Source organism: Bacillus mojavensis (assembly GCF_012648005.1).
Taxonomy (GTDB): domain Bacteria; phylum Bacillota; class Bacilli; order Bacillales; family Bacillaceae; genus Bacillus; species Bacillus mojavensis.
Window position 1 is genome coordinate 3547211 of sequence record NZ_CP051464.1, and the last position, 24020, is coordinate 3571230.

Below are 24020 nucleotides of genomic sequence, written 5' to 3' on the forward strand. Positions count from 1 at the left end.
GTAATCCTTGACCTATAAAAAAGACTGCCGCATTCCAGCGGCAGTCTTTTTTTATTCTGGAGATCTTGTCTGCTGCTTCAGCAAGTCCCTGATTTCTTTCAATAACTCTTCTTGCGCATCCGCCGCTTCCTCCTCGGCCTCTTCTTCCGCTTCTTTCTTGCGCCTCAATTGATTCAAAGTCCGAATCATAATAAAAATAGAGAACGATATGATCAAGAAATTCACAATGGTTTGAATGAAGCTGCCGTATTTGACGACCGCATCACCGAATGTAAATGACAGTCCCGAAAAATCAAGCCCGCCCAGAAGCAAGCCAACTAAAGGCATAATGATATCATTAACGAGCGATGTGACGATCTTACCGAACGCGCCCCCTATGACAACACCAATCGCAAGGTCAACAATGTTCCCGCGCATGGCAAAGGTCTTAAACTCTTTCCACATTACAATCACCTGCTTTTTTTGTTTTGAAAGAAAAAAAGACAAATGTGCCGCTGCCCATCTGTCTTTTTTTCACTTACTCGCCAAGGGCAAAAGTCAGTTCCACTTCGCAAACCACTTCGCCGTCAACTTTGGCAACGCCTTTTCCGCGCCCGATTGTGCCTCGCGCACGAATGATCTCAACCTCAAGGTGAAGCTGGTCACCAGGTTTCACTTGTTTTTTAAACCGGCAATTGTCAATGCCGGCAAAGAAAGCTAATCTGCCTCGGTTTTCTTCTTTAATCAGCATAGCAACAGCGCCGACTTGGGCAAGTGCCTCTACGATTAATACGCCGGGCATAACCGGATACTGAGGAAAATGGCCGTTAAAAAATTCTTCATTTGCGGTTACATTTTTATATCCTGCGGCCCGTTTGCCCTCTTCAACTTCCGTAATCCGGTCTACGAGCAAAAACGGATAACGGTGAGGAATAATTTCTTTAATTTGCTGAGTATCAAGCATTCTCTTGACATCTCCTTCATCTGCGTTAGTATGTATAGCAATCATTTATGATCCAATCTGTACATTTGAAAAGTATATTATGAATGAATCTCTTTTTCAACCTGCACCCAAAGTGTAACCAACTGTCAATGAGAGCCGTCAAAAGTTGTGATATGATAATTATAGATTTTACCATTAGCAAAGAGGTAGGAAAATGATTTCAAAGTTTATAGAAAAAAGAATGCAAAAAATGTTAGACGAGTGGTATACCGCTATTGGCAAACGCAAAATGGATGACGCAGCAGCACTTAAAGAGGAAATCGATCAGAACCTTCCGAAGCTTAAAAGGAACACAAAACTTTGGATGCGTTATCAATTGTTCCTCGCACGGCATCAGCTGCTTTATGAAAACCAGGACGGTCTGGATTCATTATTCCATGATTTATATGAACAGGAAGAAAAAATGGATGATGAATTGAAATATTATCTGCACTTTTTCTCAGGATTATATGAAATGGTAAAAACCGCTCCGAAGCATGCGGTGAATGGTTTTAAAAAAGCTGAGCAGCACCTGCACGCGATTCAAAACTCATTTGAAGCCGCTGACTTTTATTATCAGACCGCCGGCGCCTATTACTTGATGAAATCACCGCCGCTTTCCATCCAATATGTTGAAAAAGCTTTAAATATCTACTTGCATCAATTCGGCTATGTAAAAAAGGTGATCAGCTGCAAACTGCTGCTCGCTGTAAACTATATTGATCAAGAACGCTATGATGAGGCTGAACAGCTTTTCAAAGAAATCATCAAGAAAACCCAGCAGTTAAATGACGATAATCTGCTGTGCCATGCTTATTATAATTTGGGCTTTTTAAAAGCAACCGAAAAGAAAGACCATGAAGCACTTCTATACTTTAAAAAGGTATTGAAGAATCAGGAATTTGAAACCAATTCTCCAGTATCCTATCTTCACTGTGTGTATGAATCCGTCAGAGCCCTTTTTAAAACAGAAAAGATCTCAGAAGGAAAAGCGGTTTTGCAAAAAGGGAAAGAATTATCTGAAAAAGTAAACATTCAAACAATTCAATTGAAATTAAAAACACTTGAAGCGCTCTATACGTCTGCTGAAGACCCTTATGATACCTTGCTTGAATATGTGCTTGAACTAGAAAAAATCGAAGCTTGGGTGGATTTAGAGGTGCTGTTGGAGGACATCACGGAATACTACAAAAAAAAGGACGATTTCGAAAAAGCCGCCTTTTTTATACTGCGCGGCTGATTGAAAACGCCCCTCTCTCTATTATCTGACAGAATTAATCAAACCGAGCATCTGATCACCCATTGTGATCGTTCTGCTGTTCAGCTGATAAGAACGCTGAGACGTAATCAAATCTGTCATTTGTTTAGAAATATCCACATTTGACATTTCAAGTGCACCCTGCTGCATGCCGATGTTTTGTCTGTTTGCGCCATTCAGCTCTTCAAAGGCTGCCGCATTATCAATGGAGAAAAGATTATTTCCTTCGGATTTCAGCTCTTGAGGATTGTTCACTTGGATAACTCCGAGATTAAACCGCTGTACTGTATTCCCGTTAGATGCGGTTAAGGTCCCGTTATCATTGACCGTAATTTTTTTCATTGAGCTGTCTATGTTTACTGCATTGCCGTTTTCATCAAGCACGGGATGACCGTTGCCTGTCACGAGCTGAAGCTGGTTGGCATTATCAGCTGAAGGCGACAAATAAAGCGCCCCGTCCCTCGTATACTGGCGATTGCCATTCACGTTAACCTGCAGGTATTGGTAAGGAGACGTAAAGGCGATATCCAGATCGCGCTCCGTCTTCTGAATGCTTCCTTGATCAGATACAAGCCGTGAATTCATCATCGCTCCGACGCCAAGGCGCAAGCCGGGCGGCGTTTTGCGGGATTGTGCCACTTCTTCGTTTTTTTCATCAACCTGATCGAATTGCTGTCTGACGAGCTCAGAGAAATTCGTATCCTTAGCCTTATAGCCGGTTGTGTTGCTGTTGGAAAGGTTGCTGCTGATTGTGTCAATCTGCTGCTGCAGCTGGTTTAAGGTGGTTGATGCCGTTAGCATTGACCTAAGCATAGTTGATGTCCCCCGTTTTTTCTTCCTTTATCTTATATTTTTCCGATTTCATTGGCTGCTTTGTCCATACTTTTGTCATAAGCTTGAATGACCTTCTGGTTTGCTTCAAACGATCTGTACGCTTCAGTCATTTCTGTATAGGCGCTCGTCACATCAACATTCGAAAGCTCAGAAACGCCTTGTTTTAATGAATAAGATACTTGGTTATTGCCAGCCGCGCTCGGCAGGTCATTTCCGTCAGCCGTGCTGTACAAATCATTGCCATCTTTTTTTAGATTTCTGACATCCTCTGCCATTCTGACATCAATCTGTCCGGCTGTTCGTCCGTTCACAGTAACAGTACCGTTTTCAGACACGGTGAAATTTTCATTTTCGACCGTAATCGGCTGTCCTGTCGTTGATAAAATGGCATTTCCGTTAATCGTCAGCTGATTATTCTCATTTAAAGAAAACGTGCTGCTTTTTGAATATCGGACCCCATTCTCCGTTTGAACCGGATAAAAAAGGGCGGCATTTTCATTTGTTTCCGCATGAACCGGAACTTGATTTTCAACCAATGTGATGTCTGTAGGCTGATCCGTCGACTTAAGGCTTCCCTGTGTAAAAAGAGGCTTAAGCTCCTGCATATAAACACCGGTATTAACGGAACCGATTTCTGTTTTCGATGTGCCAGCCGGAGATTTTGATTCAATTCTGCTAAGAAGCATCTCAGGGAACGCGCGCAGCGAGCCTTGGTCTGCTTTATATCCGGATGTATTTGCGTTTGCGATATTATTTGAAAGCATTTCCGTTCTGCGCTCTTGGGCAATCATTGCGGATGTTGCGGTATATAATCCTTTTAACAAGTTTTCCACCTCTAAAATGGCATTTTTTCCAGTTGTCACATAGGAACATTCGTTCTATAATATAAATCAGTATTTTATCCTATTATCGGCATTTCCCATCAATTCGTGAAGAGTTTTCATAAAAAAACCCCATTCTTTTTCAGAATGAGGTTTGAGTGATCAGCTTAGTTTGCGTTTAGGAAGCTTGTCCATATTATCAAGCATAACACCTGTTCCGACTGCCACACAATCCATTGGATTTTCAGCGACAAGCACCGGAACCTTCAGCTCTTCAGCGAGCAGCTGGTCGAGGCCATTTAAGAGCGCGCCTCCGCCGGTAATGATAACGCCGCGGTCAATGATATCAGCGGACAGTTCAGGCGGTGTTCTTTCAAGCACTTGTTTCGCAGCCTGCACAATAACAGCTACAGATTCACGAAGGGCTTCTTCTACTTCTTTGCTGTTTACTGTAATTGTTCTTGGAAGACCGGAAACCATGTCCCGTCCGCGAATGGAAATTTCTTCGTGACGTGCGTCTGGGAAAACTGTTGCGACTTTAATCTTAATATCTTCCGCAGTACGTTCGCCGATCAGCAGCTTGTACTCGCGTTTGATGTAATTTAAGATTTCCATGTCAAACTTGTCCCCAGCCATTTTAATAGAAGAGGAGGTGACAATATCGCCCATTGAGATGACTGCGATATCCATCGTCCCGCCTCCGATGTCTACAACCATGTTACCGCTTGGCTGGAATATTTCCATACCCGCGCCAATAGCGGCAACTTTCGGTTCTTCTTCAAGGTACACATGTTTACCGCCGCTTTTTTCAGCAGCTTCTTTGATGGCTTTTTGCTCAACTGATGTAATATTCGTCGGGCAGCAAATAAGCATGCGCGGTTTTGAGAACAGGCCTTTTACGTTCAGCTTGTTAATAAAATGTTTCAACATTGCTTCTGTTACTTCAAAGTCAGCAATAACTCCGTCTTTCAGCGGGCGAATCGCAACAATATTCCCAGGTGTACGTCCAACCATTCGTCTTGCCTCTTCGCCAACCGCCAGCACTTTGCCGCTGTTTTTATCAAGTGCAACTACGGAAGGTTCATTCAGAACAATTCCTTTACCTTTAACATGGATCAGTACATTTGCAGTACCGAGGTCAATACCAATATCCCTTGCAAACATCTATTTATATCCTCCTTGAAAATCTGTTTCACAGTAAATATCCACATTGTGCCCTAATTATATATATTATCATAAAATATAGAAAAAAAGTTGGAAGCACATTAAGTTCTTTACAAATTTTTGCGGATGATCTACAAACGATTTCCGGAAGACAATGCAGGCTGATTTGCCCTGGGTGATTATGGCTGGCGAACGGGCTCTCCTTCGAGAATTTCATCCTTTTTATACTTGAGTTTTGTTGCTTCTCCTCCTCTTAAATGCCTGATGGATTTATGATAATCGAGTATTTCTTTCACTTCGTTTGCCAAGTCAGGATTGATTTCAGGCAGACGCTCTGTTAAATCCTTGTGTACTGTACTTTTGGAAACACCAAATTCCTTCGCAATGACACGAACGGTTTTCTTTGTCTCCACGATGTACTTTCCTATCTTGATTGTTCGCTCTTTGATGTAATCGTGCACACCACTCGACCTCCCTAAAATGGATGTGAGAAGTGTGAAATGAGATCCGTATTCTGTAAAGAGTCATTCATTATGCAGCTTCTTTGTTGTATGATTTTACAAGTAAGTTTGTGAAATATGCCCACGATCCCTCACCTCAAACACTCTCTTTGTTAGGTTTGTAACAGTGTATTAGCATTCTTTTGGGAATATGCTAAAAACTCAATAAGGACAAGGGGTGAAACGAATTTTTCGGCTTCCGCTAACTATTTCGCGTCACTAAACTTTTATCTTTACATCCGTTCATCGCTCCTGTAAAATGAAAAAGCAATTAGTTACTTAGGTAAGTTTTTTAGAAGGAGACCGAAATGACCTACGTCAACAGACACCTCATTCATCAAATCAACCAAAGCGCCCGCCTGATTGCCAAAAAAGCCAATGAACAGCTGGAGCCATTCGGCCTTTACTCATCTCAATGGTCAGTTTTATATTGTTTGCGTACGATCGGACCAATGACTCAAAAGGAGATTTGGTCCTATTTAAATGTGGAAGCCCCGACCGTAACCCGGACGATTAAACGCCTTGAAGAAAACGGCTGGGTACAGAGACGGCAAGGTGAGGATAAACGGGAAAAACTCGTTGTCCTTACAAAAGAAGCAGAGAAGAAATACGAAGAAATCAATGTGAAAATGCTTAAATTTGAGGAAGAACTGCTCGCAGATTTCCGTGATGAAGATAAAGAAGCGTTTTCTCATTTATTTCATTTGTTCTTACAACAATGAAAATAAGGAAGTGACATACATTTGAAAAAGCCTGAACCAATTTGGACCAAAGATTTCATTATGGTCGTTCTCGTGAACTTGTTTGTTTTTGTGTTCTTTTATACATTTTTGACTGTTCTGCCTATCTATATGATGCAGGAGCTTGGCGGTACTGAATCTCAGGGAGGGCTGTTGATCAGTCTGTTCCTGTTATCCGCCATTTTCACTCGTCCTTTTTCAGGGGCTATTATAGAACGGTTTGGGAAAAAGAGGATGGCGATTGTATCGATGGCGATTTTTGCCCTTTCGTCTTTTCTTTACCTGCCGATTCACAACTTCTATTTGCTGCTTGGATTGCGGTTCTTCCAAGGAATCTGGTTCAGTATTTTAACCACTGTAACCGGCGCGATCGCAGCCGATATCATTCCAGTTAAACGCCGCGGCGAAGGGCTTGGATACTTTGCCATGTCTATGAACCTCGCAATGGCTATCGGTCCGTTTCTCGGATTGAGCCTGGTGAAAATTGTGCCTTTCTCTGTCTTCTTTACAATTTTTGCGGTGTTTATGATTGTCGGGCTGTTTGTTACATTACTCATTAAAGTGCCAAACAGCCTCAGCAGCGGAACGACTGTATTCCGTTTCTCTCTTTCGGATATGTTTGAAAAAGGCGCGCTTAAGATTGCGATTGTAGGGCTGTTTATATCATTCTGTTATTCAACAGTTACAGCATTTTTGTCCGTTTTTGCTAAGTCTATTGATCTATTAAATGTCAGCGGCTACTTCTTTGTTTGCTTTGCTGTTACGATGATGGTTGCGCGTCCGTTTACAGGCAAACTGTTCGATAAAGTCGGAGCGGGGATTGTGATTTACCCTTCAATCCTGATTTTCTCTGTCGGACTTTGCATGCTTGCCTTTACGCACAGCAGCTTGATGCTTCTATTATCCGGAGCTGTGATCGGACTCGGATACGGCTCAATCGTGCCATGCATGCAAACGCTGGCGATACAAAACTCACCGGCACACCGTTCAGGGTTTGCGACAGCAACGTTCTTTACGTTCTTTGACAGCGGAATTGCCGCAGGATCGTATGTGTTCGGATTATTCGTTGCTTCCGCAGGTTTCTCATCTATTTACTTATCAGCGGGTCTATTCGTTCTGATTTCTCTTCTTCTCTATACTTGGAGCCAGAAAAAACCTGCTGTAGCCGACCCTGAAGGAAAAGTGTCGATTGCAGAATAGCTTGTCAGACTGCCGGAATTTGCCGGCAGTCTTTTTTTGCATAAAAAACGGCATTCTGCTCCGTTTAACGGAATAGAATGCCGCTTGTTCATGATTCAATAATCGGACGCGCAGGTGAATCCGGATCTAATGTAAAATCAAAAGACTCTTCGTCGCGATACATCGGATCTGCATAGAGAGAGCCGACATCGTTTTTCGTTGCTTTTTGATAGGACGGAAATGAGTCGTATTCTGTCTTTTTCCACATCCATAAGCCGTCTTTATCTGCTTCCTTATGGTAAACGTTATGATTGACTGTATTTCCTTCATTGGTTTTAAATTCGTTGGCAATAAACAGCCTAGAGTCACTTGCCGTCATAATATTTTTTTCTATTATGTTGTTTTTTGTATCATGCTGCAGCAATAGCTGACCGCCATACAGCCCTTTTGTGTCGTTGCGGAACATCATGTTGTGAGCAATCACAGAACCGGCGGTGCCGCCACGCTCCTTGTCGTATCCGCCGATTGAAATCCCCGTATATGCATTCTGATACACCTTGTTGTCGGTAATCTTTATATCCTCAGCATATTTCCCTTTGTGCTCAGAAGTTGCTTCAATACCGATATCGTTTCTGTATACCGTGTTTTTCCTGATGTCAATACTGCGTCCTCCGTCGACATAGATTCCGCCCGCTGAGTACTCATCTCCATAAGCAGGATTTCCGAAAGTTGAATGATGATAGACAGTATTGTTTTCTACGATGCCGTTCCGCACATAATCGTTTTGATCTGCCGTTCCTTCATATCCGATAAGATCGATGCCAATATTGTTATTATCACGGACCAAATTTCCCGCAATTGTAAAGCCGTCAATGTTTCCGTTTAGCACAACCGCTTCACTCGCTCCGAGTGTCAGCTTTTCAACGGTATTATCCGTGATTTTAATATCTTTCATGCTTCCCGTTCCATACACTGCAATTCCGTGGGCATTGCCCTCATCTGCCGTTGTTTTTATATTCCGAACATGATTACCCTTAATCGTGATATGGCTGCTGGAGCCAGTCACATAAATTCCCATGGCGGTTGCTTCTTCAGATGAAACAGAGAGATTCTCAATCGTTAAACCGCTGATGGTGATGTAGTGTTTATTGTCTATGCCGATTAACGGCGTTTCATATTTTGCGCTCGTAATAGATTTCCCGGTAATCACTGCTTTCTCGTTCTGATAGTTTCGAAACGTGACAGGCTTCCCGTCCGTGCCGCTATGCTTCACTTCAAGCGGTTCATCATACGTGCCTTCACGGATTAATACGGTTGTTCCGGCAACAGCTTCCTTAGCGGCGTGCGCCAGTGTACGAAATGGCTTAGTTTTCGTCCCTTCATTTTGATCATTGCCGTTAGGAGAAACATATAAGCAATTCACTGATTCATGTTCATTTGCTGCCGTCTTATCATAGATTAAAGCGATGATCACAGCAGTTAAAACAACTGCAGCAGAAATAAAAAATGATAGCTTCATATGGGATTCTCATTTCTATTTAGAATGGATTTTCTTCTACCATTATAGGTTATCCATTTATGGAAAACCATCTCAAATCCATTCCACTGCAGAAAACGCTTATTCCGCACGACGCACCTGTTCAGAATCATACTTTCCGACAGCAGATAATACCGGCGGGTGAATCCGCATCAGAGCAATATAGACAAGAAATGATGTCAGTACACCTACAAACCATGAGATGTCATATAAGCCCTTTAATGCGGGGACATACATCCCGATTAATGAGATGAGTGCGCCTAAAAGCGTGGCCGCGAATGCCCGGTAGTTATAGCCTTTAAAATACACATACCGTCCGGTTTCGGAATATAGGTCATCAACCGAGAGCTCCCGCTTGCGAATGATAAAGTAATCAGCCATCATGACGCCTGCCACCGGACCGAGCATGCCGCCGATTAAACCGAGAAACGCATAAACGCTGGTTGCGCTCTCCATGAGCTTCCACGGAACCGTAAATAAAGCGAGCAGGGCTGTGATAAAGCTGCCTCGTTTAAAATTAATATATTTCGGCAAAGCATTCGCAATATCATAAGCGGGAGACACGATGTTTGCTGCGACATTAACTGAAATGGTGGCAATACAGAGCGTAATCACAGATAATACGATGACATAAGGATTATCAAACCTGGCCAAAATATCAACCACGTCCCAAATCGGCTCGCCGAAAGCAACCTGCGAACCGGAGGTCACCGTAATACTGGCAAACGCAAATAACGCGAAGGTTCCCGGCAAGCCGTAAAACTGGCCTTTAATCTGCTCTTTTTGCGTTTCCGCAAACCGTGTAAAATCAGGTATGTTTAAAATTAACGTCGCCCAGATACCTATAATGCCGGTGACTCCGGCAGCAAACGGCCAAAACGTTTCTGAAAACGTGTGAAATTTCCCAGTCTGCGAATAGATCGGCCCGAGTCCTCCGGCTATATCGACCGCCCACCATACCATGCCGCCAAACACCACATAAACTAAAGGACCTGCCCAAACCTCGAAACGCTTAATTGATTCCATACCGTGATGCAATACAAGTAAGTGCACAGCCCAAAAGAATACGAAAGAGAGGAAACCAGACAAGTGGATACCCAGAATATTCCACTCCCCGCCAATCTCTCCCCAGCCGGGCCACATATTTAACAGCAAAATGTTCAGCGCCGTGCTCCCGGCAAAGGTTTGAATACCAAGCCACATAATGGCTGTAAAAGCCCTCAGAAGCGCCGGAATGTTCGCGCCGTAAATTCCGTAAGAAGCCCGGATAATCACAGGAAATGGCAGCCCGTATTTTGTCCCTGCATGCCCGTTTAAAGCGAGTGCGCCAAACAAAATAAGCGAGGCCGTAATAATGATCGCCAGCACCTGCCACGGTGAAAGCCCAATCGCAATTAATCCGCCCACTGTCGCGTAGGTCGGTATATTATGTATGCATCCCATCCAAATGGAGGCGAAGTTCATTGCTTTCCACGTGCGTTTTTCCTGTCCTAAAGGCAGCAGATCCTCATTGCTCAGCCTGTTTGATTGCAGATGGCCCTCTTTTAATTCCATAGCCGGCTCCCCTTTCAGCTTGTCTATCTTCCGTCATATGTATAGTTTTCTAACATCACATGTGACTTAATATAACTGAAAAGTCAGACAAATACATTGGCTATGATACACAAACCTTTTATTCATTTTTGAGCATCCTAAACAAGAAAAGAGACAGACTCGTATATCTGTCTCTTTTCTCATGAACTTGTTTTCATTAAGGCGGTGAATCTCAAAGCCATAAACAAACTCAATCCGCCTACAGCAATAAGGAGCATTCCCATGATATCAAAATGAGCCGCTGTAATCTCTTTACCGAACAGAAGGCCCAGAATCACCGATGACAAAATTGAACCAAGGTAACGGCACGTTTGGAACAGGCCTGAGGTAGTTCCCACCATGTCTGAAGGGCTCGTTTTCAGCATCGCTGCCTGAAGCGCTACGTTTCCAAGTCCGTAACCGATGCCGAGCAGCGACAGGATCAAGCCTTTCCCGATAACCGGAACGCTGATAAAAAAGACCGTTAATAGCACAGCGCCCGCGGTCATCAGAAGCGATCCCGCCAATATCGGCTTAATGACTCCCGATCGATCAATCCACTTGCCTGTAATGGGCGATATAGCGATGCTCATACCCGACATGAACAGCATAAACAGACCGCTCGTTTGGACAGAAAGATGCATTTCATCTTGAAAATAACTCGGCAGCCCGAAAAATAAACAGTAGAAGAATACATTGAGTAAAATAAACTGAACGTATACCGCTGACAGACTTCGCTGCGTTTTAAACAGACGGACATCAATAAACGGCTTCTCCGTTTTCAGCTCACGCCAGACAAATGCGGCAAGCAGAATGACACCAATCACACCTTCTGACATATGTGGGGATGTGCTGAACGAAAGCAAAAAGGACAGGAGCAAAATGATCCCGCCGGCAAACAAAAGGATTCCCGGAACATCTAGCTGCCGGATAACCGCTCTGATCCCCACCCCTTTTTTCTGATCCTTTGGGAACATATACATCCCTAACAGGAAGCTGAAGATAATAAACGGCAGATTGACGATAAAAATCGCCGGCCAGCCGCCCCAGACAATCAAAAAACCGCCGACTGTCGGCCCCAGCGCCGTCATTGCAGATGCAAATATGGACAGAACCGCCATGGCTGAAGCCTGGCGCTCATGTATGTGGTTTCGTATCAGCCCGACTCCCGACGGATAAATCGCACTGCTCCCCACCGATTGAAACAGCCGCATGACCAATAATGTCATAAAGGTTGGCGCAAGCGGCGCCCCGATGGCGGAAACCGCCACAAGAATAAGCCCGAATAAAAACAACCTTTTCCGCCCAATCAAATCGCCAAGCTTTCCCGTCACAGGCTGGGCCACAGCACTCGCCAAATAGAAAGAGGAGATCAGCCAGGAAACCGTCGTAAATGACAGGTGAAACTCATGCTGGATGCTGTGGAGCGCCAGAGAAATCATAGACGAGTTCAGCGGATTCAGCATCGTTCCTGAAGCTACCGCTGTTAAAAAGACAGCACGGTTCTTTTTTGATATTTTCATTTCACTTGTGATAAAAATTCTTCTGTTGTCCGCGATTTGCCGATTCTCGGGAAAATAAAGCGCAGTGTCGCTTCATGCTCTTCCTCACTGAACGTGGACATCGCGTCAGTAATAAAAATCTGCTGATAGCCAAGCTGAAAGGCCTCGCGAGCCGTACTTTCCACTCCGATATTCGTGGCAATGCCGCATAGTACAATGGTATCAATGCCGCGGCGTCTCAGCTGCAAATCTAAGTCCGTGCCGAAAAACGCGCCCCACTGGCGTTTGGTCACTGTGTAATCTCCGTCCTGCACACCGATTTCCGGAACAAATTCCGCCCAGTCCGCCGGCATTTCACCTGAACCTTCCTGCGCCTGTTCATCCGTTTCCGGCTTTAGCGCATCTGCTCCGTCATGGAAGGCTACATTCACAAAGCTGATAAAGCCGTTATGCTTTCGGAATTCGTCAACAAGTTTTTTAGCATTCGGGACAACCTGTCCGCTTTTGTCTATTGGCACAATTCCTTTTTGCAGATCAATGATAACCAATGCTGTGTTTTGAAAATCAATGGTAAGTGTGTTCATTTTGCGTTTCCTCCTGATGCTGGTTAGTGTTTCTCACATCCCATATTTTACTCTTCACTTCACATGAATTCTTGCATGACGCTTGTGAAGTTCTCAGGAGAAGCGCTTATCTCACGATTTTTCTTTTATATAAAAATAAAAGGTGGTGCATACAAACATACCGGCAAGCACTGCGATCATAAAAGTTGTCATAGCTTCGTCACCTGCCTGCCGTTAATTGGCTGCTGATTAAACATGCCCATAAATTTGCGGCGGTCAATCCAAAGCAGAATCAAACACATGATCATTAATATCGTACTGAGATCCTGCACGCCAATATCAAAACAATAGTTAATCATGACGATGTTCACAATAATCGGCATAAATACAACGGCACCTAACGCAGATGTTCTTGGAATCAACAGCAAAACTGCAGCAATGATTTCTCCAAAGCCTATAAATACTTCATAGACATGAGAATAACCAAAAAATGTCCACGCAATTGTAAATCCCTTTCCCTTTCCCACCGCAGCTGCAATTTCAGGTGTTACTCCCCCAAACTGCCCCATGACCACTTTCGCCAGGCCGTACACAACAAAATTAAAGGCCAAAAACAACCGGAATGTCGCCGGAATGGACTTTCTTAACGCTCTCAGCAGCCTGCTGCCTTTATTCATATCGCATCCTCCTCAGTGTATTACATCAACTAATACACTTAATACAGTATATGACATTTTATTTTTTGTCAATTCCCTTTTTTCTCATAAAATCAGAGTTATTTTATAGACACAAAGTCTTGTATAGTAAATACCGTTTTTTCTTCCCTCTTCCACATCGATAACACACACTAAAAAAACATGTTAGGAAATCTAACATGAAAATGTTTTATCATTCTTTTTTCTCTATAATGAAGAAATATAATAATTGCTTTTATTCTGAAAGATACGGAGGAATGAGACATGCAAATGGGCGATACAGTATTTATGTTCTTTTGCGCTTTACTCGTGTGGCTGATGACCCCGGGGTTAGCGTTATTTTATGGAGGAATGGTAAAAAGCAAAAATGTGCTGAGTACAGCAATGCACAGTTTCTCTTCCATCGCCATCGTTTCCATCGTTTGGGTGCTGTTCGGATATACACTTGCCTTTGCTCCAGGCAACTCACTGATTGGCGGACTGGAGTGGGCAGGTCTGAAGGGGGTCGGATTTGATCCGGGTGATTACAGCGACACGATTCCCCATTCATTATTTATGATGTTCCAAATGACGTTCGCGGTTCTGACAACTGCCATCATTTCCGGGGCTTTCGCAGAGCGGATGCGATTCGGCGCTTTTCTTTTATTCTCGGTTTTATGGGTTTCATTGGTTTACACGCCGGTTGCTCACTGGGTATGGGGCGGCGGCTGGATCGGCCAGCTTGGCGCGCTTGATTTCGCAGGCGGAAACGTTGTTCATATTTCTTCCGGGGTGGCTGGCCTTGTTCTGGCCATCGTGCTCGGCAAACGAAAAGACGGCACAGCGTCTTCTCCGCACAACCTCATTTACACCTTCTTAGGAGGCGCCCTGATTTGGTTCGGCTGGTTCGGTTTTAACGTCGGCAGCGCCCTGACATTAAACGATGTGGCCATGTACGCCTTTATTAATACAAACACGGCAGCTGCAGCGGGGATTGCCGGCTGGATATTGGTGGAATGGATCATCAACAAAAAACCGACGATGCTCGGCGCGGTATCAGGAGCGATCGCAGGACTTGTGGCCATTACGCCGGCGGCCGGGTTTGTCACACCGTTTTCTTCTATTATCATTGGCATCATTGGCGGAGCGGTTTGCTTCTGGGGTGTCTTCTCGCTGAAACAGAAATTCGGATATGATGACGCGCTTGATGCCTTTGGCCTGCACGGCATCGGCGGCACATGGGGCGGCATCGCGACAGGATTGTTCGCAACAACTTCAGTCAACTCCGCTGGTGCAGATGGTTTATTCTACGGGGATGCAAGTTTAATCTGGAAACAAATTGTAGCGATCGCCGCAACTTATGTTTTTGTATTTATTGTCACATTCGTTATTATTAAAATTGTAGGCCTCTTCCTTCCCCTACGCGCAACCGAAGAAGAAGAATCACTCGGGCTTGATTTAACAATGCACGGGGAAAAAGCATATCAAGATTCTATGTGAGGAGTGACGCTATGAGCGGTCAAATGTTCAAGGTAGAAATTGTAACGCGTCCGGCAAATTTTGAAAAGCTGAAGCAGGAACTCGGAAAAATCGGAGTCACCTCTCTGACCTTCTCCAATGTTCACGGCTGCGGGCTTCAAAAAGCACATACGGAGCTTTATCGAGGGGTAAAAATAGAAAGCAATGTATATGAACGGTTAAAAATCGAAATCGTGGTCAGCAAGGTTCCTGTTGATCAAGTAACTGAGACCGCTAAGCGGGTTCTGAAAACGGGATCACCGGGTGACGGTAAAATCTTTGTCTATGAAATCGGCAATACGATTAATATCCGCACCGGCGAAGAAGGACCTGAAGCGCTGTAATATCATTAAGAGATTCGGACACTCCGGATCTCTTTTTTTGCGAACAGAAAAAACCCCCAGAAAACGTGTTACCCATTCGAATCCTCTTCAAGCGCCATGATTTCAGACAATCTCTATTTTTATTTGAAACTTTTTCTGAGTAAGATGAGTCTACTTAATATAAAAATGTAAAAGGTGATTATTTGAATTACGAAATATTTAAAGCTATCCATGGATTATCTCATCACAATTCTGTTCTCGATTCCATTATGGTTTTCATAACGGAATACGCGATCGTTGCCTATGCGCTTATCTTATTGGTGATGTGGCTGTTCGGGAACACACAAAGCAGAAAGAACGTGCTGTACGCAGGAATTACAGGAATTGCGGGTCTTGTGATTAATTTCTTGATTACACAAGTTTATGTTGAACCACGCCCTTTCGTCGCTCACACAGTGCATACGCTGATTCCGCACGATGCAGATGCTTCTTTTCCGAGTGACCACACAACGGGAGCGCTAGCTATTTCGATTGCAATGCTTTTCAGAAACCGTAAAATCGGCTGGCCGCTCGTCATCTTCGGGCTTTTGACCGGTTTTTCACGAATTTGGGTGGGACATCACTATCCTGTAGATGTGTTAGGCAGTCTTGTTGTCGCGATCATTATCGGGTTCCTGTTCTTTAGATTTTCAGATCTTCTTCGCCCGCTCGTTGATTTAATCGTCCGAATCTATGAAGCGATTATCAATAAAATAACGAAAAAACCAACCGATCAAAATTTCTAAGATAAAGCCGGCCTCTGAATGGAAGAGCGCCGGCTTTAATATTTTTCATACATCTCATGTCTTTTCCGTTTTGCGAGACCAAATAATCCAATAAACAGGGCAATCCCAACACTGTCAATGAGTACATCCCGGATGCAGCCGTTTCTGCTGAAGAAAAGCTGAATGATTTCTGTAAAAACGGCAAACATGAATGCTCCGGCCGAGGCCCATTTGATATTGTTCCATTGCTTCCACAGCAAATATGTCAGCACGAAGAAAGAAAACGCGTGCCCGATTTTTTGAATTACAGCTTCAGGCGTAGTCAACTGAGCAAAATCCATGTCTAAAAATTGGTATAAATCAGGATGCGGATGAAAATGAAATGTCACTGTCTGCGACACCACCATATCGCTGAAGCTTTCTGTGCAGACAGAGAGTAAAATGAAGAAGGTCCAGCCCGCAAGTAATAGACGATTCATCTAAACAGCCTCCTTTCCAGCAGCATCTTGTGCATGTAAATACATAGACGGCACAGTGAAACAAAAAGTAACAAAAAAAACGCCTATCACACCGATAGACGTTTTCTTCATTAAGACTGTTCAGTGTCTTCTGTTGTACTGCTTTCTTTGGAACCTGATTTGTCAGTTGAATCATCCGTTTTGTCTCCGGATTTTTCTTCAGTTCCTTTTTCAGTTGAACCATCCTTTTTTTCAGATGATTGCTGAATGGATTCTTCTGTTTCCTCAGTTGCAGCTTTCTCTTCTGCAGCTGCCGCTTTTTCTATAGAAGAAACCGGCTTGTCCATAAAGTTCAGCGGGTTCATAGCAACTCCGTCTTTACGGATTTCAAAGTGTACGTGGTTACCGCTTTCTTCGCTGTAAAGGTTCTTGCCAGACTTTCCGATGACCTGATTTTGCTTCACCTTGTCGCCTTGCTCAACACCTACTTCAGAAAGTGATTGATACACAGTAGATAAACCATCAGCATGTTCAATTTCCACAACATATCCCAGCACTGGATCTTTTTCAGCTTTGACAACCGTACCGCTTAGAGAAGCAGAAACATCGAAATCTTTTCCGTCTTTCTCAGCTAAGTCAATTCCTTTGCTTAGGCTGTACGTGTTATTATAGGTAACGAGTGCTGCTTCTTTTTCTTCTTTTGCGGCATCAGTTTCATAGAACTTTTTCACAACAGAAACGTTTTCAGAATCAACAACCGGCATTGCGACATTTTCCATAGACTTTCCTACTTCAACTGCATCGTCGTTGTTGTCATACGCGGAGCTTCCGCCGTTATCAGCTAACTGATCCTTTACCTCATCATTTGATACAGATTGATACCAAAGGACAGCTGTTAAAATGACGGCCGCACTGACTAAGTAAATTGCAGGGAACACCCAGCGTTTACGAAAAAACTGCTGAAGTTTTTTGACTTGAGAAGTTTTCTTTTCTTCCTCTCTCATTGTTTCATCACCTCAGCAACATTCTGAACACTTTTCTGAAAATATATACACTGATATAAAAAACTTTTTTAGATATAGTTTGTGCAGGCTGATAAGAAAGTATGTCATTTTTTTGAGAGGAGAACCAGATACGTATGAACTTGACATTACGTCTTGCTGAAAAAAAGGATATAGAAGCGGTTGTTGCGATTTATAACTCAACGATTGCCTCACGGATGGTAACAGCCGATACTGAACCGGTAACAACGGAAGACCGGATGGCGTGGTTTTTGGGACATACAGACGAACGGCCGCTGTATGTTGCTGAGGATGAAAGCGGGGACGTGGTTGCCTGGATCAGTTTCGAAAGATTTTACGGCAGGCCTGCTTATAATAAAACAGCCGAGATCAGCATATACATTCATGAATCATGCCGCGGCAAAGGCGCCGGAAATCACTTGCTTCAGGAAGCGCTCCGCATCGCGCCGGAGCTTGGCATCCGCTCGCTTATGGCCTTCATTTTCGGACATAATAAGCCTAGCCTGAAGCTGTTTGAAAAGCACGGTTTCAAGGAATGGGGGTTATTCCCCGGCATTGCTGAATTGGACGGCAAGCGATATGACTTAAAAATATTAGGGAGAGAGCTATCATGATTAGTCTTGATAAAGATGAAAACCATATTGAAACTCACCACGAAGAAAACAGCGTGACCGAGCAGGAGAACAACAGCACAGAGGGCGAAAAACGTGAGCTGAGCGCTGCTGCTGTCAAATCGCTTTCAGACATTGCAAAGTGGGGCAAAATCACAGGAATTCTTTTAATTGTCATGGGTGCGCTGGCTGCCCTGTCGGCTTTAATGACAATCATAGGCGCTATTCCAGGCGTCCTGCTCATTATTTCAGGCGTATTTCTGATGCGGTCGGCAAAAGCAGCAAGAGAGGCAAGCGGAAACCTGACCGGCAGTGCGGGTGTAAGCATGCTGGAGAACTACGGGAAATTTATCAAAATGCAATTATTCTACGCTGCATCAAGTATCGCCGTAGGCCTCATCGGAATCATTCTGCTCATTTTCTTCCTCGTATTTGTCGGCATCGCCGCTTTTGAGGATATGGATACGTATGAAGACCCGGATTCCTATTATTATGAAGATGGGCCCGTCTTTGAATAAAGGTGTGGATCTGACCTCCGAAAGAAAGACACGAATAGCAAAGGTATGAGTTCGGTATTGAACCGGACTCATGCCTTTTTATTATGTTCTCCTCAAATTTTCTGCATGAACGTCATTCACCCAGGCACGCTCTTCGGTGTGACATACTTTGTATAGCATCCCTATCTTATATGTTAGAAACAATCAGGACATCTCTCCATTTACATCGCAGGACACAGACAGTTATATGATTTCTCATTCAAAATATTTGTTTCTATTTAGACCATTAAGCAGCTATTCCCCCACCGCCCCGCAGATGTACTCTCTATGTTTTATGGTTTTTCAAAAATAATAGTTGAATCGATTAGGCTAGAGCAAACACAGAGTTTTGTAACAAGCATATACTTCAATAACCGACATTTTTTCATCCATTTAAGAAAAAGGAAGTGGATATACTTGTGTTTTTCAAAGATAAAAAAATACTCATAATTGGCGGAACAGGTACGATTGGAAAAAGTCTTCTAAAACAAATTCTTAAGGATCAGCCAAAGGTTGTTCGTATATTTAGCAGAGATGAATATAAACAATTTATGTTGGAAAATGAAATCGGTCCCAGAAAGGATATTAGATTTTTAATAGGAGATGTGCGAGATTATGACCGGGTGTTAAATGCTATGGACAGCATTGACTACGTCTTCCATACTGCTGCCATGAAGCATGTTCCTGCTTGCGAATACAATCCCTATGAAGCAGTCCTCACCAATATTATAGGAACCAATAATGTCATTAAAGCGGCAGTGGCCCAAAACGTAAAAAAAGTAGTTTTTACAAGTTCAGATAAAGCAATATCACCAACGAATGCATATGGAGCAACAAAACTCACAGCTGAAAGATTAATTTCTGCAGCAGAATACAGTAAGGGAAAAGCTTCGACGGTTTTTTCTTGTGTTCGGTTTGGAAATGTAATTGGTTCAAGGGGTTCCGTGGTTCCCTTGTTTATAGAACAAATCTTAACGCAAAAAAAGGTGACTGTTACGGATTTAAAGATGAATCGCTTTATGATGACACTGGATCAGGCGACATCTTTATTAATTGGTGCACTAAAGGAATCTCAGGGCGGCGAAATCTTCATATTAAAAATGCCTGTCATATCACTGCATGACTTAGTGTCAGTCGTCGTGGAAGAAACATGCAAAAAACAGAATATGAATATTGATGAAATAGAAATACAAGAAATCGGGCTGCGGCCCGGAGAAAAAATGTATGAAGAACTGATGACTTATGACGAGTCGACAATGGCTTTGGAGCTGCCTGACATGTTTGTTATCCCTTCAACTTATGGGGAGAAAAATCATTATACCCAAGCGAAAAAAGCAACTGAAGGGACTTATAGTTCAAATGACCAAAAGCAAATTTCAAAAGAAGAGGTCCTTGCATTATTAAAATCGCAAACATTACTTTAATTCGGGAAGGAAGATGATCATGAAAGTTCTCGTCACTGGAGGAGCAGGTTTTATCGGCAGATGGGTTGTGAAAAAATTATTAGAAGACCGTCATCAAGTATGGGTATTGGATGATTTATCGAACGGGCGTTTAGAAAATATAGAAGACCTGAAAAACGACCCTGGTTTTATCGAATTTATCCATGGTGATATAAAGGATGTAAAAACATTAGAGGATCTTTTCTCGACAAAATTTGATATTTGCTACCATTTAGGTGCAAGCATCAACGTACAAGATAGCATCGACGATCCGAAAACCACATTTGAAAATGACACAATCGGTACTTTTAACATTTTAGAATTATGTAAGCAGCATAATGTAAAAGTTGTTTTTATGAGTACCTGCATGGTATATGACCGAGCTGCATTTGCTGAAGGTATTAAAGAAACAGATCCTATTAAACCCGCTTCACCTTATGCCGGGTCAAAAATCGCGGCTGAAAATATGGTGCTCTCCTATTATCACGCATACGGTCTCCCTGCGGTTGTTATACGTCCGTTTAATACGTATGGGCCTTACCAAAAAACAGGCGGTGAAGGCGGAGTAGTTGCTATTTTTATAAAAAACAAATTGGACGGTAAAAAGCTGCATATATATGGTGACGGCACACAAACCCGTGATCTTTTATATGTAGAGGATTGTGCTGATTTCGTCGTGCAGGCTGGTTATTCCCAAAAAGCAAACGGTGAAATTATAAACGCAGGCCTTGGAAGAGATATATCGATTAATGAATTAGCAGAATTAATTGCAGGCGATAAACAAAACATTCACCATGTAGAGCATATACATCCTCAAAGTGAAATTCCAAAATTGTTATGTAACTACGAAAAAGCAAAAAAAATTCTTAATTGGAGCCCGCAGGTCAGTTTGGAAGAAGGAATAAGAAAAACAGAAGAATGGATTAAGAGTACGAATCTCATTTAATAGGAGAATGAAAATGACCAGTGAGAATAAATTAGCAATGACAGGCGGTAAGCCTGTCAGAGATTCATATCTTCCATACGGCAGGCAATGGTTAGATGAAGATGATATACAATCAGTAGTTGACGTTTTACGGGGAGACTATTTGACGACGGGACCAGCAATCGACTTATTCGAAGAAAAAGTCGCAGACTATGTTGGCAGCCGCTATGCTGTTGCATTTTCCAGCGGAACAGCTGCTTTACACGCGGCTTGCTTTGCTGCGGGAATTTCACAGGGAGACGAAGTCATTACGACACCCATCACATTTGCGGCAAGTGCCAATTGCATTTTGTACATGGGAGCCAAACCGGTTTTCGCAGATATTGATCCGCACACATACAATATTGACCCTGATTCCATTGAAAAGCTGATCACTCCAAAAACAAAGGCTATTATACCGGTAGATTTTACAGGACAGCCGGTGAATCATGATCAGATTCAAAAAATTGCAAAAGCACATAACTTGATCGTTATTGAAGATGCTGCCCATGCATTAGGCGCTTCGTATAAAGAGCAAACAATCGGTTCAATCAGTGATATGACGATGTTTAGTTTCCACCCTGTTAAACATATTACAACCGGCGAAGGCGGAATGATAACAACTAATAATAGAGAATATTATGAGAAGCTGCTCCAATTCCGCAGTCACGGAATTACCCGCGACCCTAAAAAGCTAAGCCAAAACCATGGATCGTGGTACTATGAAATGCACTTTCTTGGATTCAATTATCGGATGACAGATATCCAAGCTTCATTAGGCATCAGCCAATTACAAAAATTAGATGATTTTATTGAAAAACGAAGACATCTTGCCAGGATCTACAACGAAAAATTAAAAACAATCTCCCACATTCATCTCCCAATTCAAGATGCAGCCTCAACTTCCAGCTGGCACCTTTACGTCATTGAGTTAAAGCTAGATTCGCTTAAAGGAAATCGCGATGATATTTTCAACGCTATGCAAAAAGAAAATATAGGTGTTAACGTCCACTATATACCTGTTTATTTACACCCTTATTATCAACGTTTAGGTTATCAAGAGGGCTTATGCCCAAATGCCGAAAAGCTGTATAAAGGAATGATCACCTTGCCTCTGTTTCAATCGATGAACGAAAAAGATGCAGACGATGTTATAAAAGCACTAAAGAAAGTAGTGAATTATTATTCGTAGGAGGTGGTTAGGTGAAAGTAACGGCTATTATCCAAGCACGGATGGGCTCCAGCCGATTGCCGGGTAAAGTGTTGAAAAAAGTGTTGAATAGACCTTTGCTGGAATATCAAATTGAAAGAATCAAAAGAGCAGCACTTATTGATGATATTGTGATCGCCACGACTACAAATGCGATAGATCAACCCATTGTTGAGTTAAGTAAGAGATTGTCTCTTACTTATTATTGCGGGTCAGAAACCGATGTTTTATCAAGGTACTACGAAGCAGCAAAAATAAGCAACGCGGAAAATGTCGTCCGACTAACCTCTGACTGCCCTATTATTGATTATCGTGTGATTGATAAGGTAATAAAATGTTACCTGGATTCAAAGGGCCAATATGATTATGTGTCTAACACCTTACAGCGAACGTATCCCCGCGGAATGGATATAGAGGTTTTTTCAGCTTCTTCGTTAGAGAAAGCTTATCACGAGTCCAGCCTTGACTACGAACGGGAACATGTTACACCCTTTATTTACCTGAATCCAGATCGATTCAGCTTAGCTAATATCACCTATACCGAAAATCAGAAACAGCATAGATGGACTGTAGATACGCACGAGGATTTTTTATTAATCAAAAACATTATTGAAAAACTTTACCCAACTAAACCTGACTTCAGCCTAGAGGATACCCTAACATTATTGAACGAGTTTCCAGAATGGTCATTGCTCAATGCCCGGATAGAACAAAAAGAAATCATCAATGAAGCCGACAATAAATCCAAGTGATTGAGGTGCTGTGATGAACATCCTTTTCAGAACAGATGCTTCAATTGAAATAGGAACAGGTCATGTCATGAGATGCCTCACGCTTGCTCATGCGTTGCGCAAAAAGGGGGCAAATATTATCTTTATTTGCCGAGACTTACAAGGTCATCTAGCGGAGGTCATCCGAGAGAAACAGTTTGATCTCATTATGCTGCCAGAACCTAAAAAGAATGTTTTCATTCCTAAAAAAACTCCGCATTCTAATTGGCTTGGTGTCCCTTGGTATGTTGACGCAGCGGAAACCATTAGCGCGATAAAAGACATGAACAAGGACATCTCCCTCCTTATCATTGATCACTACGCAATTGATATCAATTGGGAGATGAATGCGAAAAAACATGTGAAAAGAATGATGGTGATTGATGACTTGGCTGATCGTTTACATGATTGTGATATATTATTGGATCAGAATCTTTATCATCATTATAAAGATCGTTATGTCAATCTAGTCCCCGAAAGCTGCAAACAATACTTAGGACCAGAATATGTCTTATTGCGAGACGAGTTTTATTCATTTTTACCCCATCACATCAACCGCGATGGACGTGTAAAAAGGATTCTTGTCTTTTTTGGAGGCAGTGATCCCACTAATGAAACGAAAAAGGTGATGAAAGCCTTTCAGCAGCTTTCCCCCCATGATATTGAGCTTGATATCGTGATTGGAAATACCAATACTCATAAGAATGAAATTGAATCCATTTGTAACATCCATGACTATTGCAACTTTCACTGCCAAGTGAATCATATTGCAGAATTAATGTACAATGCTGACCTGGCAATAGGTGCGGGCGGAACGACTACTTGGGAGCGCTGCTATCTCGGCCTTCCAGCAATCGTCATCACCGTCGCTGAAAATCAAGAATCGATTGCTCAAACGCTTGATCAATTAGGCGCGATTAAATATCTGGGACCTAAAGAATCAGTCAATGAATCAGATATCGTCTCAGCCGTTCAAGACATGATGAATAACCCCTTGTCACTCCAACAAATGTCAAGAAAAGCCCGGCTGCTGCTGGAAAAAAATATGGATCATCGCCAGAACCTCTTATTAGAAATTTTAAAGTAAGGAAGGAATA

At 42.8% G+C, this 24020-nt stretch carries 27 protein-coding genes; 13 read left to right on the top strand and 14 right to left on the bottom strand.

What is annotated here, in order from left to right:
• Positions 1-51: 51 nt before the first annotated feature.
• The gene (gene mscL, locus HC660_RS18415; RefSeq protein ID WP_010332174.1) at positions 52-444 is read right to left on the bottom strand and encodes a large conductance mechanosensitive channel protein MscL; all 393 of its coding nucleotides are present in this window, start codon (positions 442-444) and stop codon (positions 52-54) included.
• Between the two features lie 73 nt (positions 445-517).
• A complete protein-coding gene (gene fabZ, locus HC660_RS18420; protein ID WP_010332175.1) occupies positions 518-943 on the bottom strand; it encodes a 3-hydroxyacyl-ACP dehydratase FabZ in 426 nt (141 codons plus the stop codon).
• A gap of 193 nt (positions 944-1136) precedes the next feature.
• Here fabZ and rapD point away from each other — a divergent pair, with 193 nt between their 5' ends.
• Entirely contained in the window at positions 1137-2201 is a 1065-nt protein-coding gene (gene rapD, locus HC660_RS18425; protein ID WP_010332176.1) for an aspartate phosphatase RapD, read from the top strand.
• Positions 2202-2222: 21 nt separating this feature from the next.
• Here rapD and HC660_RS18430 read toward each other — a convergent pair whose 3' ends face one another.
• The 5 genes from HC660_RS18430 to HC660_RS18450 form a co-directional block, all read right to left on the bottom strand.
• The gene (locus HC660_RS18430) at positions 2223-3032 is read right to left on the bottom strand and encodes a flagellar hook-basal body complex protein FlhP (RefSeq protein ID WP_010332177.1); all 810 of its coding nucleotides are present in this window, start codon (positions 3030-3032) and stop codon (positions 2223-2225) included.
• 32 nt (positions 3033-3064) lie between these two features.
• The gene (locus HC660_RS18435) at positions 3065-3877 is read right to left on the bottom strand and encodes a flagellar hook-basal body complex protein FlhO (protein ID WP_010332178.1); all 813 of its coding nucleotides are present in this window, start codon (positions 3875-3877) and stop codon (positions 3065-3067) included.
• Positions 3878-4036: 159 nt separating this feature from the next.
• Positions 4037-5038, bottom strand: a complete 1002-nt coding sequence (gene mbl / locus HC660_RS18440; RefSeq protein WP_168748944.1) for a cell shape-determining protein Mbl — start codon at positions 5036-5038, stop codon at positions 4037-4039.
• Positions 5039-5217: 179 nt separating this feature from the next.
• The gene (spoIIID, locus tag HC660_RS18445) at positions 5218-5499 is read right to left on the bottom strand and encodes a sporulation transcriptional regulator SpoIIID (RefSeq protein WP_010332180.1); all 282 of its coding nucleotides are present in this window, start codon (positions 5497-5499) and stop codon (positions 5218-5220) included.
• 14 nt (positions 5500-5513) lie between these two features.
• Positions 5514-5624: a protein usd gene (locus HC660_RS18450; RefSeq protein WP_081720816.1), complete on the bottom strand. Its 111-nt coding sequence runs from the start codon at positions 5622-5624 to the stop codon at positions 5514-5516.
• 222 nt (positions 5625-5846) lie between these two features.
• On the opposite strand from HC660_RS18450, the gene HC660_RS18455 reads away from it, so the two are divergent.
• The gene (locus tag HC660_RS18455) at positions 5847-6260 is read left to right on the top strand and encodes a MarR family winged helix-turn-helix transcriptional regulator (RefSeq protein ID WP_168748945.1); all 414 of its coding nucleotides are present in this window, start codon (positions 5847-5849) and stop codon (positions 6258-6260) included.
• A gap of 21 nt (positions 6261-6281) precedes the next feature.
• Positions 6282-7478 carry an MFS transporter gene (locus HC660_RS18460; RefSeq protein WP_168748946.1) on the top strand — a complete coding sequence of 399 codons (1197 nt, stop codon included), beginning with the start codon at positions 6282-6284 and terminating at the stop codon, positions 7476-7478.
• A gap of 88 nt (positions 7479-7566) precedes the next feature.
• Here HC660_RS18460 and HC660_RS18465 read toward each other — a convergent pair whose 3' ends face one another.
• From HC660_RS18465 to HC660_RS18485, 5 genes are all read right to left on the bottom strand, one after another.
• Complete coding sequence (locus tag HC660_RS18465; RefSeq protein ID WP_168748947.1) at positions 7567-8976, bottom strand: right-handed parallel beta-helix repeat-containing protein; 1410 nt, start codon at positions 8974-8976, stop codon at positions 7567-7569.
• A 99-nt stretch (positions 8977-9075) separates the two neighbouring features.
• On the bottom strand, positions 9076-10548 hold the full coding sequence (gene pucI, locus HC660_RS18470; protein ID WP_168748948.1) for an allantoin permease: 1473 nt from the start codon (positions 10546-10548) through the stop codon (positions 9076-9078).
• 179 nt (positions 10549-10727) lie between these two features.
• Entirely contained in the window at positions 10728-12089 is a 1362-nt protein-coding gene (locus HC660_RS18475; protein WP_168748949.1) for an MFS transporter, read from the bottom strand.
• Complete coding sequence (locus HC660_RS18480; RefSeq protein WP_168748950.1) at positions 12086-12652, bottom strand: hydrolase; 567 nt, start codon at positions 12650-12652, stop codon at positions 12086-12088. Before HC660_RS18480 ends, HC660_RS18475 begins: the two co-directional genes overlap by 4 nt.
• 188 nt (positions 12653-12840) lie before the next feature.
• Complete coding sequence (locus HC660_RS18485) at positions 12841-13308, bottom strand: hypothetical protein (protein WP_044159677.1); 468 nt, start codon at positions 13306-13308, stop codon at positions 12841-12843.
• 282 nt (positions 13309-13590) lie between these two features.
• On the opposite strand from HC660_RS18485, the gene amtB reads away from it, so the two are divergent.
• The 3 genes from amtB (at position 13591) to bcrC (ending at position 15931) form a co-directional block, all read left to right on the top strand.
• A complete protein-coding gene (amtB, locus tag HC660_RS18490) occupies positions 13591-14805 on the top strand; it encodes an ammonium transporter AmtB (protein ID WP_010332188.1) in 1215 nt (404 codons plus the stop codon).
• Positions 14806-14816: 11 nt separating this feature from the next.
• Entirely contained in the window at positions 14817-15167 is a 351-nt protein-coding gene (locus HC660_RS18495; RefSeq protein WP_010332189.1) for a P-II family nitrogen regulator, read from the top strand.
• A gap of 182 nt (positions 15168-15349) precedes the next feature.
• The gene (bcrC, locus tag HC660_RS18500; RefSeq protein WP_010332190.1) at positions 15350-15931 is read left to right on the top strand and encodes an undecaprenyl-diphosphate phosphatase BcrC; all 582 of its coding nucleotides are present in this window, start codon (positions 15350-15352) and stop codon (positions 15929-15931) included.
• A 35-nt stretch (positions 15932-15966) separates the two neighbouring features.
• Here the strand turns inward: bcrC and HC660_RS18505 are convergent, their stop codons facing one another.
• Both HC660_RS18505 and spoIIQ read right to left on the bottom strand, forming a co-directional pair.
• A complete protein-coding gene (locus HC660_RS18505; RefSeq protein WP_010332191.1) occupies positions 15967-16389 on the bottom strand; it encodes a VanZ family protein in 423 nt (140 codons plus the stop codon).
• A gap of 110 nt (positions 16390-16499) precedes the next feature.
• Complete coding sequence (gene spoIIQ / locus HC660_RS18510) at positions 16500-17372, bottom strand: stage II sporulation protein SpoIIQ (protein WP_010332192.1); 873 nt, start codon at positions 17370-17372, stop codon at positions 16500-16502.
• A gap of 140 nt (positions 17373-17512) precedes the next feature.
• Between spoIIQ and HC660_RS18515 the strand changes: the two genes are divergently transcribed.
• The 7 genes from HC660_RS18515 to pseG all read left to right on the top strand — a co-directional run bounded on the left by HC660_RS18515 (position 17513) and on the right by pseG (position 24010).
• Positions 17513-18004, top strand: coding sequence for a GNAT family N-acetyltransferase (locus HC660_RS18515; protein ID WP_168749519.1), 492 nt, complete (start codon positions 17513-17515; stop codon positions 18002-18004).
• Complete coding sequence (locus HC660_RS18520) at positions 18001-18519, top strand: DUF5362 family protein (protein WP_168748951.1); 519 nt, start codon at positions 18001-18003, stop codon at positions 18517-18519. The genes HC660_RS18515 and HC660_RS18520 overlap by 4 nt, the downstream gene beginning before the upstream one ends.
• A 437-nt stretch (positions 18520-18956) precedes the next feature.
• Positions 18957-19961 (top strand): SDR family NAD(P)-dependent oxidoreductase, encoded by a 1005-nt coding sequence (locus HC660_RS18525; protein ID WP_010332195.1) that lies wholly within the window; start codon positions 18957-18959, stop codon positions 19959-19961.
• A 19-nt stretch (positions 19962-19980) separates the two neighbouring features.
• Entirely contained in the window at positions 19981-20925 is a 945-nt protein-coding gene (locus HC660_RS18530; RefSeq protein WP_010332196.1) for a dTDP-glucose 4,6-dehydratase, read from the top strand.
• A gap of 13 nt (positions 20926-20938) precedes the next feature.
• Positions 20939-22135, top strand: coding sequence for a UDP-4-amino-4,6-dideoxy-N-acetyl-beta-L-altrosamine transaminase (gene pseC, locus HC660_RS18535; RefSeq protein WP_168748952.1), 1197 nt, complete (start codon positions 20939-20941; stop codon positions 22133-22135).
• An 11-nt stretch (positions 22136-22146) separates the two neighbouring features.
• Positions 22147-22905, top strand: coding sequence for a cytidylyltransferase domain-containing protein (locus HC660_RS18540; protein WP_010332198.1), 759 nt, complete (start codon positions 22147-22149; stop codon positions 22903-22905).
• A 13-nt stretch (positions 22906-22918) separates the two neighbouring features.
• Positions 22919-24010: a UDP-2,4-diacetamido-2,4,6-trideoxy-beta-L-altropyranose hydrolase gene (pseG, locus tag HC660_RS18545; protein WP_168748953.1), complete on the top strand. Its 1092-nt coding sequence runs from the start codon at positions 22919-22921 to the stop codon at positions 24008-24010.
• Positions 24011-24020 lie beyond the last annotated feature (10 nt).